Raw genomic sequence first — 12,733 nt, 5'->3', positions numbered from 1 at the left:
CGGACGTCAGGCGCGTCGGCGCCGCCACAGCGCGTAGCCCGCGGCGAGCGTGGCGGCGGCCACGCCGCCCAGTCCGATGCCGATGTCCGAGCGGCTCGGTCCGGCGCCGGACGCGCCGCCCAGGCCGCCCTGGGTGCCGAGGGTCGGCGTGACGGCGGAGGCCGTCGGGCTCGGGGTGGCGGTGGTCGGTGCGGGGACGGGGGTGGTGGGGGCGGGGCGGGGCACGGAGGTCGAGGAGGTCGTCGGGAGCGAGACCGGCCGAGGCGGCGCCGCACCGCCGTCGACCTCCCGGGCGTGGCCGTTGCCGCCACCCCCGTTCCCGCCCGGGCCGTTTCCGCCCAAGCCATTTCCGCCCAGGCCGTTCCCGCCCTGGTCGAGACGGCCTCCGTCCGGTCGGCCCTCGTCGCGACCGCCCTGGCCGAATTGGTCGTCACCGGGCCGGTTCCCTTCGGGGCGCCCCTCGTTCGGCCCGCCGGGGTCGGTTCCGCCCGGGTCGAACGAGCCCCCGTCGTTTCCGCCCTCGTCGTTTCCGCCCCCTTCGGGACGGCTCTCGGTGAGCCCGCCCTCGTCGAGCAGGTCGTCCCCGAAGCCGTCCGGGGCGAACTGGCCCTCGGCCGGCGCGTCCGGGTCGTACGGTTCGTTGTCGAAGGCGGCCCGAGCCGCCGGCTGACGGGTGAGACTGGGTGAGTCCAGCTCCTGGGCGTGTGCGGTGTCGGTCAGCGGCACGATCGCGGCTATCGCGACGGCTATGCCCGCGGCCCCGGTGCGACGGCGCATGGACGCCTCCTTTCCGGTCATGGTGGGTAGCGCTTCGACGCTATGGGCACGGCGCCCCGGCGGCCCGCAGCGCTGGGCCGAACGGGCGAGCGGGGCGGTGTCGCGCGGGGAAGGCCAGGTAATGGATCACACCGGCCCGGTGTCCCGTTGACACCGGGTGCCAGGGCTTCTAGCGTCACGTCTGCGGAAGGTACTAAGCGGTCGCTCACCCAAGGGCGCACGCTCCGCACGGGCCGCATCCCCAGGACGAGGAGAAGCAGCGAATGTCCACCACTGAGCAGCGGGTCGCCGTAGTCACCGGAGCCGCGCGCGGCATCGGTGCCGCCACCGCCGTACGACTGGCCGCCGAGGGCCGCGCCGTCGCCGTCATCGACCTCGACGAGGCCGCCTGCAAGGAGACCGTCGAGAAGATCACGGCGGCCGGCGGAAAGGCGATCGCGGTCGGCTGCGACGTCTCCGACGAGGCGCAGGTCGGGGCGGCCGTCGCGCGGATCGCCGAGGAGCTGGGCGCGCCGACGATCCTCGTGAACAACGCGGGCGTGCTGCGCGACAACCTGCTGTTCAAGATGAGCGCGTCCGACTGGGACACCGTCATGAACGTGCACCTGCGCGGTGCCTTCCTGATGTCGAAGGCCTGCCAGAAGCACATGGTGGACGCCGGCTTCGGCCGTATCGTCAACCTGTCCTCCTCCTCCGCGCTCGGCAACCGCGGGCAGGTCAACTACTCCGCCGCCAAGGCCGGTCTCCAGGGGTTCACCAAGACCCTCGCCAAGGAGCTGGGCAAGTTCGGCGTGACCGCCAACTCCGTCGCCCCCGGCTTCATCGCCACCGAGATGACGAAGGCCACCGCAGACCGCGTCGGCATGGGCTTCGACGACTTCAAGGCGGCCGCCGCCACCCAGATCCCGGTCGCGCGCGTCGGCGAGCCCGACGACATCGCCAACGCCATCGCCTTCTTCACCGGCGAGGCGGCCGGTTTCGTCTCCGGCCAGGTGCTGTACGTGGCCGGCGGACCGCTCGACTAGGCAACACGGAGACCAGGAACGGTTGGGGAACACTGACATGACTGAACTGCCCGGACTCTCCGGCAAGGTCGCGCTCGTCACGGGCGCCAGCCGCGGCATCGGCTACGGCGTCGCCGAGGCGCTCGTGGCGCGCGGCGACCGCGTCTGCATCACCGGCCGCAACGAGGACGCCCTGAAGGAGGCCGTCGACAGGCTCGGCTCCGACCGGGTCATCGGCGTCGCGGGCAAGGCGCACGACGAGGCCCACCAGGCCGTCGCGGTCGAACGGGTGATGGAGGCCTTCGGCCGCGTCGACTTCCTGGTCAACAACGCCGGTACCAACCCGGTGTTCGGGCCGATCGCCGACCTCGACCTGAACGTGGCGCGCAAGGTCTTCGAGACCAACGTGATCTCGGCGCTCGGGTTCGCCCAGCGCACCTGGCACGCCTGGCAGAAGGACAACGGCGGCGCGATCGTCAACATCGCCTCCGTCGCCGGCCTTTCCCCCTCGCCCTTCATCGCCGCGTACGGCGTCAGCAAGGCCGCGCTGATCAACCTCACGGCGCAGCTGGCGCACGAGTTCGCGCCCAGGGTGCGGGTCAACGCGATCGCCCCGGCGGTCGTGAAGACCAAGTTCGCCGCCGCCCTGTACGAGGGCCGCGAGGAGGAGGCCGCCTCGGGCTACCCGCTGGGCCGGCTCGGCGTGCCCTCCGACATCGGCGGCGCCGCCGCGTTCCTCACCTCGGGGCAGTCCGACTGGGTCACCGGTCAGACGCTCGTCGTCGACGGCGGCATCTTCCTCAACGCCGGCGTGGCCTGAACTCGCCCACAGCCGACTCTCAAGATCGATCCCGGACACGGGCGCCGTTGACGAAAACGGCGCCCGTGTCCGCGTTCCGAGACGACGTCGGCGATGACAACGTAGTCATCGCCAAATGATCAAAACCCCTGTTCAGAAGGGGGTTCAGGTGGCGTGGCGCTGCGGTATGGTCTGCCGACCCTTGGTACGGCGGAGCGAGGAGCGTGCGCGTGTTCAACCGGAACCGAGGCCTGCGTCGGGTGGCGGCCATCGTGTCCATATCGTCGCTGGTCACCGGATGCGGCATCCTGTCGTCCGACAGTTCGCAGGACGACGAACCGATCGTCGTGGGCACGACCAGTGCCCCCAGCACCCTGGATCCGGCCGCCTCCTGGGACGGCTCCTGGGAGCTGTTCCGGAACATCTACCAGACGCTGCTGAGCTATCCCAGCGGCGCCACCGCGCCCGAGCCCGACGCCGCGGAGCGGTGCTCGTTCACCGACTCCACCAACCAGGTGTACCGCTGCGAGCTGCGCGAGGGCCTGACCTTCTCCGACGGGCACCGCCTCGACGCCCGGGCCGTGAAGTACTCGATCGACCGGATCAAGGACATCAACGTCAACGGCGGCCCGGCGGGCCTGCTCGGCAGCCTCGAACGGGTCCAGGCGCCGAGCGAGCGCGAGGTGGTCTTCCACCTCAACAAGCCCGACGCCACCTTCCCGTTCGTGCTCGCCACACCCGCCATGTCGATCGTCGACCCCGAAGACTACCCAGCGGACGCCCTGCGCGAGGGCGGCGACGTCGTGGGCTCCGGCCCGTACAAGCTCGAGTCGTACCAGGACGGCGAACGGGCCGAACTCGTGCGCAACGACCGCTACGAGGGCTTCGCCGAACGCCACAACGACGCGGTGACCATCCGCTACTTCAAGGACTCCGCCGGGATGGTCAAGGCGCTGCGCGACGGCGACATCCAGGTGACCTACCGCGGCCTCGCCGCCGACGACGTGATCACCCTCCAGGGCAAGGCCGGCAAGGACGAGGGCCTCCAACTGGTCGAGGGCAGCGGTACGGAGATCAGCTACCTCGTCTTCAACCCCGAGGACCCGTGGGCGGGCCGCAAGGAGGTGCGCCAGGCCGTCGCCCAGGTGATCGACCGGGCTGCGATCGCGCACAGGATCTACCAGGACACCGTCGACCCGCTGTACTCGATGGTCCCCAAGGGCCTCACCGGGCACACCACGGGCTTCTTCGACGACTACGGCGACCCCAGCGTCCCCAAGGCCCGCGAGATGCTCAAGGACGCCGGCATCACCGAGCCCGTCCCGCTCACCCTCTGGTACACCTCCGACCGCTACGGCTCGGAGACGGGACAGGAGTTCAAGGAGATCAAGCGGCAGCTCGACGCCTCGGGTCTGTTCGAGGTCACCCTCAAGAGCCGCCCCTGGAAGACGTACGTCACGGGCTACCAGAAGGGCGAGTACCCGGTGTTCGGCCGCGGCTGGTCCCCGGACTTCCCGGACGCGGAGAACTTCATCGCCCCCTTCGTCGGCGAGCAGAACGCCCTCGGCACGCCCTACCTCACACCGGAGATCACCGGCGAACTGCTGCCGCGCTCGCGCCGGGAGAGCGACCGCGCCAACGTGGAGAGGGAGTTCGAGCGGGCGCAGGAGATCATGGTGAACGACGCACGGCTGCTGCCGCTGTGGCAGGGCAAGCAGTACGTGGCCGCCAGCACGGACATCTCGGGCGCGGAGCAGGCCATGGACCCGTCGACGATCATGATGATGTGGCAGCTCCAGCGGAAGACGAGCTGGTAGCCGCCGGCAGGCGCTGGTCGGCGCTCGCGTTGTCAGTGGTCGCCGGTAGGTTCTTCGGGACTGGAAGCGACCGCACAGCGTAAGGAAGTTGACGTGACCGACATCGCCATGCTGCCCGAGTCCTGGCGCGAGGTGCTGGGCGGCGAGCTTCAGCAGCCCTACTTCAAGGAGCTGACGGAGTTCGTCGAGCAGGAGCGGGCGAACGGCCCCGTCTACCCGCCCCGCGAGGAGGTCTTCGCCGCGCTGGAGGCCACGCCCTACGACCAGGTGAAGGTGCTGGTCCTCGGGCAGGACCCGTACCACGGCGAGGGCCAGGGACACGGCCTGTGCTTCTCCGTCCGGCCGGGCGTGAAGGTCCCGCCGTCCCTGCGGAACATCTACAAGGAGATGCACGCGGAGCTGGACACCCCCGTCCCGGACAACGGCTATCTGATGCCGTGGGCGAAGCAGGGCGTCCTGCTGCTCAACGCGGTGCTCACGGTCCGGGCCGGCGAGGCGAACTCGCACAAGGCCCGCGGCTGGGAGCTGTTCACCGACGCCGTGATCCGCGCGGTGGCCGGCCGGACCGACCCGGCGGTGTTCGTGCTGTGGGGCAACTACGCGCAGAAGAAGCTGCCGCTGATCGACGAGACGCGGCACGTGGTGGTCAAGGGCGCGCACCCCTCGCCGCTGTCGGCGAAGAAGTTCTTCGGCTCCCGACCGTTCACGCAGATCAACGAGGCGGTCGCGCGGCAGGGCCACGAGCCGATCGACTGGGCCATCCCGAACCTGGGCTGACCCCGCCGCCCGGGCCGGTCCGCCACCGACCGGCCCGCGCGCGTCCCGGTGCCGCCTGACCGGGAACGCGGGCAGGTGCGGTTAGCGTCGTCGGGACAGCCGACGAGGGCACGGAGGACGCGGTGGCGCAGGGACAGGAGCAGGCGGCGCCGGATGCCGTGCTGACGCGGATCGGCCAGGTCGCCATGCTGCATCACGCGGGCGACCGCGAGGAGGCCCGGCACCGCTTCCTCGGCCTGTGGGCGGAGATCGGCGAGCACGGCGACCCCCTGCACCGCTGCACGCTCGCCCACTACCTGGCCGACACCCAGGACGATCCGCAGGACGAACTCGCCTGGGACCTGCGGGCGCTGTCGGCCGCCGAGGAACTGACGGAGGACCGGCTCGCCGACCGGCACGAGGGCACGCCCGCCGCCCGCGCCCTCTACCCCTCGCTCCACCTGAACCTGGCCGCGGACTACCACCGCCTCGGCCACCGCGAGGCCGCCCGCGTACACCTGCGGCGCGCCCGCACCGCGGCCGAGTCCCTCGCCCCCGGCCGCTACGGAGAGGGAGTCCGGGCGTCCATCGACCGGCTGGAGCGGCGTCTGGACGACGCCGGTCGCGGCACGGACGGACCCGACCGGCCCGAGGGACGGGGCCGGCCGCCGCGGCAGCGGCCGTAGCGCCCGCCCCTGCGAGGAGCGGGGGTCACCGCCCGTACGCCTGCTCGCAGATGCGGGCCTCGGTACTGCCCGGCCGCCAACCGCCGTACTGCTTGCCGAGGGAGCACACGTCTGCGTTCTTGGAGGTTTTGCCGTTCTTGCCGTTCTTGCCGGACGAGCGAGGCAGGTCCGGCACCTCGGGCCGGGACGGCTCGGGCCCACGGGTGTGTTCCGGTGCCGCGGGGCGGGCGGTCCGCTGGTCGGGGCGGGCACGGGCGGCCGGCGGATCGTGCGGGGCGGGCGCGGTCGACGGGGGGTGCGTACCGCGTGGTGTGCCGGTGGCGCGGTCCGGGGAGGGGCCGATCATCTCCAGCGCCTCGCGGGCCGGGGCCTGTACGACCCGGGGCTCGGCCGGGCCGTCGGGGCGCGGCGCGGAGGAGCGGGCGCCGGCCGCCGGCGGGTCGGCCGCGGCCGGACCCCGGACCGTCGTACAGCCGGTCAGGGCCGAGACTGCCACGGTCACCAGAAGCGTTGCGGTGGTCGTCGTTCGATGCACCCGCGCCACTCTGCTGGGTCGGGGCCCCTCCCCGGTGCCGGACAAGCGGAGGTTGCCCCGCACGGGTGATCTCCGGCCCCGTACGGAGGTCCGCGGGCGACCGGAGGTGACGTCAGTCGCCCGTGGCCCCGTCCAGGCGCTCGCGGATCAGGTCCGCGTGCCCGTTGTGACGCGCGTACTCCTCGATCATGTGGGTGTGGATCCAGCGCAGGGTGAAGCGCTCACCGGTGCGCAGGTGCTTGCCCCGGGTCGGTTCGCCCAGGGGCACACCGGCCGCGTTGCGCCGGGCCGCCTCGATCTCGGCCTGCCAGGTGGCGTGCACCTCCTGCCAGGTGTCCGACCCGCTCACCCGGAAATCCCCGTCCGGGTCCTGGTCGGAGTAGTACATGGGGCCCGCGTCCTCGTCCGCCAGCACCCGCCGGTACCAGCTCCGTTCCACCTCCGTCATGTGCCGCACCAGCCCCATCAGGGACAACGTGGAGGGCGCCACGGCGGCCGTTCTCAGCTGCTCGTCGGTGAGTCCTTCGCACTTCCACGCGAGGGTCTGCCGGTGATAGTCCACCCAGCCCTCCAGCATGGTGCGTTCGTCGGCGTCGACGGCGGGTTCGCTGCGTTCGGTCGTCATACCCGTATCCTCGCCCGGACCGGCTCTCCCCACCAGGGGTTTTCAGCGCGTCGACGGGCCGCCGAGCATGCCGTCCAGGATCTCCCGCAGCCCCGACCGGACCTCCGCGAGACCCGGCACCTCGGCGTGGAAGGTCCCGGCCACGCAGCTGAACATCAGCCCGTCCGCCCAGGCGACGAGCGAGAGCACGTGCCGGCCCGGGTCCGCCGAGCCCATCGCGGTGACGAGGGCTCCCAGCTGCTCCCGGAAGCGGGCGCCCGCCGAGTCGAAGTGGGCCCGCAGCTCGGGGCGGCGCGTGGCCTCGAGGGCCAGTTCGTACCGTGCCAGCGTCAGCGCGCGGTTGCGGGTCAGGGCGCGGTGCGTGGCCAGCGCCAGCGCGTCCACCAGGGCGTCGAGGCCGGCCCGCGGGTCCGGCATCTCGTGCAGCGCCAGCACCCGCGCCTCCCGGTCGGCCAGACGCCGCACCGCCAGTTCCAGCAGCGCCTGCCGGGTGCGCGCGAGGTTGGACGTGGAGCCCTGGGGGAGCCCGGCCGCCTCGTCGACCGCCCGGTGCGTCAGCCCGCGCATCCCGCGCTCGGCGAGCAGGGCCAGGGCCGCGTCGGCGACGAGGTCGGCGCGCGAGGCGCCCGCTGGGGGCCCGGGCGGCGCGGTGCGTGGGGACATGGAGATCAACCTACCTGTCCCACTACGGCTGTAGTACAGTCGGCGGCAGGTGCTACTACAGCTGTAGTGAGCCGGGCGAGCGTCGAGGAGAGTCATGACAGGGACGAAACGGGCCGTCGTGATCGGCGGCGGCATCGGCGGCCTGACCGCGGCGGCCGCCCTGCACCGGAGCGGTCTGCGGGTCACCGTCCTGGAGCGCGCCCCCTCGCTCCGGCCGATCGGCGCCGGCATCTCCCTGTCGCCCAACGCCCTGCGTGCCCTGGACGTCATCGGCCTCGGCGACGAGATCCGCGACCTCGCCGCCTGGCAGGGCGACGGGGGACTGCGCACTCCCGGCGGACGCTGGCTCTCCCGGTCCAGTGCCGAAGCCGCCGCGGCACGCTTCGGCGGCCCGCTGGTCCTGCTGCACCGGGCCACCCTCATCGACCGGCTGGCCGCACTGCTCCCCCCGGACGCGGTCCGCACGGCAGCCGACGCGACGCTCGCCGACCCCGGCGACCGCGACCGTCCGGCCCGCGTCCGCACACCGGACGGCGCGTGGGAGGCCGACCTGGTCGTCGCGGCCGACGGCATCCACTCCGCCGTACGCCACACCCTCTTCCCGGACCACCCGGGGCCCGTCTACTCCGGCTTCACCACCTGGCGGGTGGTGATCCCGCTGCCCGGCGTCGAGTTCGCCTCCCACGAGACCTGGGGCCGGGGCCGCATCTGGGGCACGCACCCACTCAAGGACGGCCGGGTCTACGCGTACGCCGCCGCCGTCACACCGGCCGGAGGGCACGCGCCCGACGAGAAGGCGGAACTCCTGCACCGCTACGGCGACTGGCACGACCCGATCCCCGCCGTCCTCGCCGCCGCCCGCCCCGAGGACGTGCTGCGCCACGACGTGCACCACATCGCCGAGCCGCTGCCCGCCTACCACCGCGGCCGGGTCGCCCTCCTCGGGGACGCCGCGCACGCCATGCCGCCCAACCTCGGCCAGGGCGGCAACCAGGCCATCGAGGACGCGGTCGTGCTCGCCCACCACAGTCAGGACCTCGCCGCCTACACCGCCGCCCGGCTGCCCCGGACCACCACCGTCGCCCGCCAGGCCGTCAGGGTCGCCCGCCTCAACCTGATGGGCAACCGCGCCGGCATCGCGGCCCGCGACGCCGCGATCCGCGCACTGTCCAGGGCCGTACCCGCCCTGTTCCTGCGGAGCTTCGACGGCATCGCCGACTGGCGGCCTCCGCAGCCCCCGTATGCTTCCCCGCGGACCCAGGTCGACGAGCGTTAGAGGAGCACACCCAGTGAAGGTCGGCTGCATCGGACTCGGAGACATCGCGCGCAAGGCCTACCTGCCGGTGCTCGCCGTCCTGCCCGGGGTCGAACTGCACCTGCAGACCCGCACCCCGGCGACGCTCACCCGGGTCGCCGACGGCCTGCGCATCCCGGATCCGCAGCGCCACACCGACCTCGACGCGCTCCTCGCCCAGGGCCTGGACGCCGCCTTCGTGCACGCGCCGACGGCCGTCCACCCGCAGATCGTGACCCGGCTCCTGGAAGCCGGCGTCCCGACCTACGTCGACAAGCCGCTCGCCTACGAACTCGCCGACTCCGAGCGCCTGGTGGCCCTCGCCGAGGAGCGGCGCACCAGCCTCGCCGTGGGCTTCAACCGGCGCCACGCCCCCGGGTACGCGCAGTGCGCCGAGCACCCGCGCGAGCTGATCCTCATGCAGAAGAACCGCACCGGGCTGCCCGAGGACCCGCGCACGATGGTCCTCGACGACTTCATCCACGTCGTCGACACACTGAGGTTCCTGGTGCCCGGCCCGGTCGACGACGTGACCGTGCGCGCCCGGGTCGAGGACGGCCTGCTCCACCACGTCGTGCTCCAGCTCGCCGGGGACGGCTTCACCGCGCTCGGCGTCATGAACCGGCTCAGCGGCTCGGCGGAGGAGATCCTGGAGGTCTCGGGGCAGGACACCAAACGCCAGGTGGTCAACCTCGCCGAGGTGATCGACCACAAGGGCCAGCCGACCGTGCGGCGGCGCGGCGACTGGGTTCCCGTCGCCCGCCAGCGCGGCATCGAGCAGGCGGTCCTCGCCTTCCTCGACGCGGTGCGCGCCGGCAAGGTGCTCAGTGCCCGGGACGCGCTGGAGACCCATGAGCTGTGCGAGCGGGTGGTACGGACCGTGCTGGACGGCTCCGCCTGAGCCGCACCATCCGTACGCCCTCGGCGGCGGCCCAGGCCCCGAGGACCAGCAGCGCCCCGTGCACCGTCCAGTCGCCGTAGCGGACGTACGGTGTCGTGCCCCGGGTGAGCGGGATCTCGTACACCCGCGAGGTGTCGGCGTCGGTGCCGAGCCAGGAGCCGATCCGCGCGCCGTTCGCGTCGTAGACGGCGGAGACACCGGTCAGCGTCGCGTGCACCATGGGCCGGCCGGTCTCGGCGGCGCGCAGCGCGGCGAGCGACGCGTGCTGCTCGGGTGCCCAGGTGTGCTGGAACGTCGACGTCGACGACTGGGCGAGCAGCACCTCGGCGCCGTCGGCGGCCAGGCTGCGGCTCATGTCGGGAAACGCGCTCTCGAAGCAGACCATCGGCCCGATCCGCAGCCCGTCGCCGACGTCCATCACCACCTGCTCGGTCCCCCGCCTGCGGTCCTCGCCCGCCGCCTTGCCCACGGAGGTGGCCCAGCCCAGCAGTGAGCGGGCCGGCACGTACTCCCCGAAGGGGACCAGCCGCATCTTGTCGTACCGGTCGCCGGTCGGGCCATCGGGGCCGACGAGCACGGAGCTCTTGTAGATGCCGGGCCGGTCGGAGCGCCGCGCGTCCACGTTGACCAGGATGTCCGCGCCGGTCTCCCGCGACAGTGCCGCGAGCCGCCGGGCCAGGTCGGGCCGGCCGTCCAGGTCGAAGCCGACGCTGCTCTCGCCCCACACGACCAGGTCGAGGTCCCGGTCGGCGAGCCGGCGGGTCAGCTGCTCCTCGCGGTCGAAGCGCCGGTCGGCGCTGTCCGCCCCGGCGACGACGCCGGGCTGCACCACACCGATCGCGACCCGCTCGCCGTCGGCGTCGGGGCGCGGCGACCACACCCAGGCCGCCGAGGTGGCCGCGGCGGTGGCGACCAGCCCGGCCAGGGCGGGCACCCGGGCCCTGCGCACGGCGACGAGGACGGCGACGGCTACGTTGACGGCGACCACCAGGAAGCTGAGCAGCCACACCCCGCCCACCGAGGCGAGCCGCAGCGCGGGGGACACCTGCCACTGGCTGGCGCCGAGCATGCCCCAGGGACCGCCGAGACCCTCCCAGGACCGGACCAGCTCCGCCAGCAGCCAGCCCGACGGCAGCACCACGAGGGACGCGGCCGCCCTCCCGACGGACGGCGCCCCGCCCAGCAGCCGCCGCACCAGCAGGCCCCACGGGACCCACAGGGCGCCGAGCAGCGCGGCGATGACGAACGTGAACACGTGCAGGTTCGGCAGCAGCCAGTGGTGCATGGCCAGCACGAACCCGAACCCGCCGCACCACCCGTCGTACGCCGCCCGCTTCCCGTCCGGCGCGGTACGGGCCAGCAGGATCCAGGGGACCAGCGCGAACCAGGCCCACCACCACAGGGCCGGACCCGGAAAGGCGAGCACGGGCAGCGCGCCGACGAGCACGGCGACGGCCGAGCGCCGCCACGGGGAGGCGAGCCAGTGGTCGAGCGTCTTCATGGGCGCCTCCCTACCCCGTGATGCCTTCAGTGTGCGCCCGCGACGAGGGCGAATTCAGTTGATCACACCGGTTGTCGACCGAGCGGGAGGCCGCGGAAGGGGTCGTCAGGACGGTTCGGCGTCGAGGGCGCGTCCGGCGGGGCTGCGGGTGTGGAGCCACGCGGGCAGGGCGGTCAGCGCCGCGACGGCCAGCAGGACGACGAGTGCGGCGCCGAGCAGCCAGGACGTCGGGGGCACGACCAGTCTGGGGCTGAAGAACCGGTACTGGACGATCCCGAACGGGACACCCGCGAGCAACGCGGGAACGGCGGGCAGGAGTTGTGCGGTGCAGAGCGCGGTGACGACCTGGCCGGGTGTGGCGCCGAGGGTACGGGTGACGGCCGGCGCGCGCCGGGCCTGCACCGCGGTGCTCCAGCCGAGGAACACGGTGTTGAGCGCGGACAGGGCGGCGAGCGCGAGGGTGACGCCGAGCAGCACCTGGGGTGTTGACCCAGGCGGCCACAGCCGCTGGGCCCGGTCACGGCGGGCGTCTGCCCGGCCGGGACGTCGAGGTCCACCCGGTCCACGGCCCGGAGCAGGCTCTCGTCCTGCCCGTACGTCCGCGACAGGCCGATCGCCCGCAGGACGGGGCCGGACGCCTCATCGGGGTGGTGGCCTGCCGGTCCCGTGCCGGGGCCGCCGCCCGTACTCCTTCGCCGCGACCGGTCCGTGAACCGCCGCCCGTCCCTGGTCATTCGCTTCCTCCGCCTTTCCCACCCGGGACGCGGACGGACCAGGTCCGCCCGCACGCCTCCAGCCGGCGAAGATCGGACTGCAACCGCAGGGCGATGCCCTCGAGGAGCAGTCCGGCCTCAGAGTTCGTGTCATGAGCGAGGGCGGCGTGCTGGGCCTCGGCGAGGCCGCGCATCAGCTGCCGCCGCCGCGCCTCCACGAGCACGAGCGGATCGGCCAGACCCGACTCGGCGGCGGCCACCAGCTTGAGGTGGAACTCCGTCACGTCCGCTCTGGGCCCGGTGCCCTCGGCCAGCCACGCGGCCGCCCTCTCCCGCCCGGCCGCGGTCAGCGCGTACACCTTGCGCCGCGGGCCGCGCACCGGCGCGTCCTCACGGTCCTGGACGACCAGGCCCGCCTTCTCCAGCCGGGCGAGCGTCACGTAGACCTGCCCGGCGTTCAGGGTCTCGCCCAGCGTCCGAGCGCCGCCATCAACCGGCCGCGCAGGTCGTACCCGTGCGACGGCTCCTCGACCAGCAGCGCCAGCACCACGTCCTGCACGGACCACCCTCCTCGACGAGCCTCAATAGACAGCGGTTGTCTATTGGGCCGTCAAACCTCGTCACCACTCCCCGCGGCCTCCACTGTTGAGTATGGTGATCGA

General features: G+C 73.0%; 14 protein-coding genes. 7 read left to right on the top strand and 7 right to left on the bottom strand.

The features are described from left to right. Positions 1 to 6 precede the first annotated feature (6 nt). Complete coding sequence (locus tag ACGH7X_RS06655) at positions 7 to 777, bottom strand: hypothetical protein (RefSeq protein WP_399882564.1); 771 nt, start codon at positions 775 to 777, stop codon at positions 7 to 9. A 263-nt stretch (positions 778 to 1,040) separates the two neighbouring features. Between ACGH7X_RS06655 and fabG the strand changes: the two genes are divergently transcribed. From fabG to ACGH7X_RS06630, 5 genes are all read left to right on the top strand, one after another. Further along, positions 1,041 to 1,802 carry a 3-oxoacyl-ACP reductase FabG gene (gene fabG / locus ACGH7X_RS06650; RefSeq protein ID WP_399882562.1) on the top strand — a complete coding sequence of 254 codons (762 nt, stop codon included), beginning with the start codon at positions 1,041 to 1,043 and terminating at the stop codon, positions 1,800 to 1,802. Positions 1,803 to 1,839: 37 nt separating this feature from the next. Next, a complete protein-coding gene (locus ACGH7X_RS06645; protein ID WP_399882560.1) occupies positions 1,840 to 2,601 on the top strand; it encodes an SDR family oxidoreductase in 762 nt (253 codons plus the stop codon). A gap of 209 nt (positions 2,602 to 2,810) precedes the next feature. Next, a complete protein-coding gene (locus ACGH7X_RS06640) occupies positions 2,811 to 4,397 on the top strand; it encodes an ABC transporter substrate-binding protein (RefSeq protein WP_399882558.1) in 1,587 nt (528 codons plus the stop codon). A gap of 93 nt (positions 4,398 to 4,490) precedes the next feature. Next, positions 4,491 to 5,174, top strand: coding sequence for a uracil-DNA glycosylase (gene ung, locus ACGH7X_RS06635; RefSeq protein ID WP_399882557.1), 684 nt, complete (start codon positions 4,491 to 4,493; stop codon positions 5,172 to 5,174). A 122-nt stretch (positions 5,175 to 5,296) separates the two neighbouring features. Then, a complete protein-coding gene (locus ACGH7X_RS06630) occupies positions 5,297 to 5,839 on the top strand; it encodes a hypothetical protein (RefSeq protein ID WP_399882555.1) in 543 nt (180 codons plus the stop codon). Between the two features lie 25 nt (positions 5,840 to 5,864). On the opposite strand, the gene ACGH7X_RS06625 is transcribed toward ACGH7X_RS06630, so the two are convergent. The 3 genes from ACGH7X_RS06625 to ACGH7X_RS06615 all read right to left on the bottom strand — a co-directional run bounded on the left by ACGH7X_RS06625 (position 5,865) and on the right by ACGH7X_RS06615 (position 7,662). After that, the gene (locus tag ACGH7X_RS06625; protein WP_399882553.1) at positions 5,865 to 6,335 is read right to left on the bottom strand and encodes a hypothetical protein; all 471 of its coding nucleotides are present in this window, start codon (positions 6,333 to 6,335) and stop codon (positions 5,865 to 5,867) included. A 151-nt stretch (positions 6,336 to 6,486) separates the two neighbouring features. After that, entirely contained in the window at positions 6,487 to 6,999 is a 513-nt protein-coding gene (locus ACGH7X_RS06620) for a DinB family protein (RefSeq protein WP_399882551.1), read from the bottom strand. Between the two features lie 42 nt (positions 7,000 to 7,041). Then, positions 7,042 to 7,662 (bottom strand): TetR/AcrR family transcriptional regulator, encoded by a 621-nt coding sequence (locus ACGH7X_RS06615; protein ID WP_399882549.1) that lies wholly within the window; start codon positions 7,660 to 7,662, stop codon positions 7,042 to 7,044. Between the two features lie 94 nt (positions 7,663 to 7,756). Between ACGH7X_RS06615 and ACGH7X_RS06610 the strand changes: the two genes are divergently transcribed. Together ACGH7X_RS06610 and ACGH7X_RS06605 are read left to right on the top strand one after the other, a co-directional pair. Further along, on the top strand, positions 7,757 to 8,938 hold the full coding sequence (locus ACGH7X_RS06610) for an FAD-dependent monooxygenase (RefSeq protein WP_399882547.1): 1,182 nt from the start codon (positions 7,757 to 7,759) through the stop codon (positions 8,936 to 8,938). A 13-nt stretch (positions 8,939 to 8,951) separates the two neighbouring features. Further along, positions 8,952 to 9,857 carry a Gfo/Idh/MocA family protein gene (locus ACGH7X_RS06605; protein WP_399882545.1) on the top strand — a complete coding sequence of 302 codons (906 nt, stop codon included), beginning with the start codon at positions 8,952 to 8,954 and terminating at the stop codon, positions 9,855 to 9,857. Here ACGH7X_RS06605 and lnt read toward each other — a convergent pair. From lnt to ACGH7X_RS06590, 3 genes are all read right to left on the bottom strand, one after another. Continuing rightward, positions 9,781 to 11,358, bottom strand: a complete 1,578-nt coding sequence (gene lnt, locus ACGH7X_RS06600; RefSeq protein WP_399882543.1) for an apolipoprotein N-acyltransferase — start codon at positions 11,356 to 11,358, stop codon at positions 9,781 to 9,783. The two genes, ACGH7X_RS06605 and lnt, sit on opposite strands and share 77 nt — an antisense overlap. A gap of 105 nt (positions 11,359 to 11,463) precedes the next feature. Continuing rightward, the gene (locus ACGH7X_RS06595) at positions 11,464 to 11,835 is read right to left on the bottom strand and encodes an FtsX-like permease family protein (protein WP_399882541.1); all 372 of its coding nucleotides are present in this window, start codon (positions 11,833 to 11,835) and stop codon (positions 11,464 to 11,466) included. Positions 11,836 to 12,088: 253 nt separating this feature from the next. Then, complete coding sequence (locus ACGH7X_RS06590) at positions 12,089 to 12,511, bottom strand: PadR family transcriptional regulator (protein ID WP_399882539.1); 423 nt, start codon at positions 12,509 to 12,511, stop codon at positions 12,089 to 12,091. Positions 12,512 to 12,733: the final 222 nt, after the last annotated feature.

The organism is Streptomyces sp. BBFR51, from assembly GCF_044591655.1.
Lineage (GTDB): Bacteria > Actinomycetota > Actinomycetes > Streptomycetales > Streptomycetaceae > Streptomyces.
Note: the sequence above shows the minus strand (reverse complement) of the source record. Positions and strands in the feature narration are given on the sequence as shown.

Coding starts and splice junctions, on each gene's coding strand:
- ACGH7X_RS06655 (WP_399882564.1), bottom strand. CDS start 777: ATGCGCCGTCGCACCGGGGCCGCGGGCATAGCCGTCGCGATAGCCGCG.
- ACGH7X_RS06610 (WP_399882547.1), top strand. CDS start 7,757: ATGACAGGGACGAAACGGGCCGTCGTGATCGGCGGCGGCATCGGCGGC.
- ACGH7X_RS06645 (WP_399882560.1), top strand. CDS start 1,840: ATGACTGAACTGCCCGGACTCTCCGGCAAGGTCGCGCTCGTCACGGGC.
- lnt (WP_399882543.1), bottom strand. CDS start 11,358: ATGAAGACGCTCGACCACTGGCTCGCCTCCCCGTGGCGGCGCTCGGCC.
- ACGH7X_RS06615 (WP_399882549.1), bottom strand. CDS start 7,662: ATGTCCCCACGCACCGCGCCGCCCGGGCCCCCAGCGGGCGCCTCGCGC.
- fabG (WP_399882562.1), top strand. CDS start 1,041: ATGTCCACCACTGAGCAGCGGGTCGCCGTAGTCACCGGAGCCGCGCGC.
- ACGH7X_RS06620 (WP_399882551.1), bottom strand. CDS start 6,999: ATGACGACCGAACGCAGCGAACCCGCCGTCGACGCCGACGAACGCACC.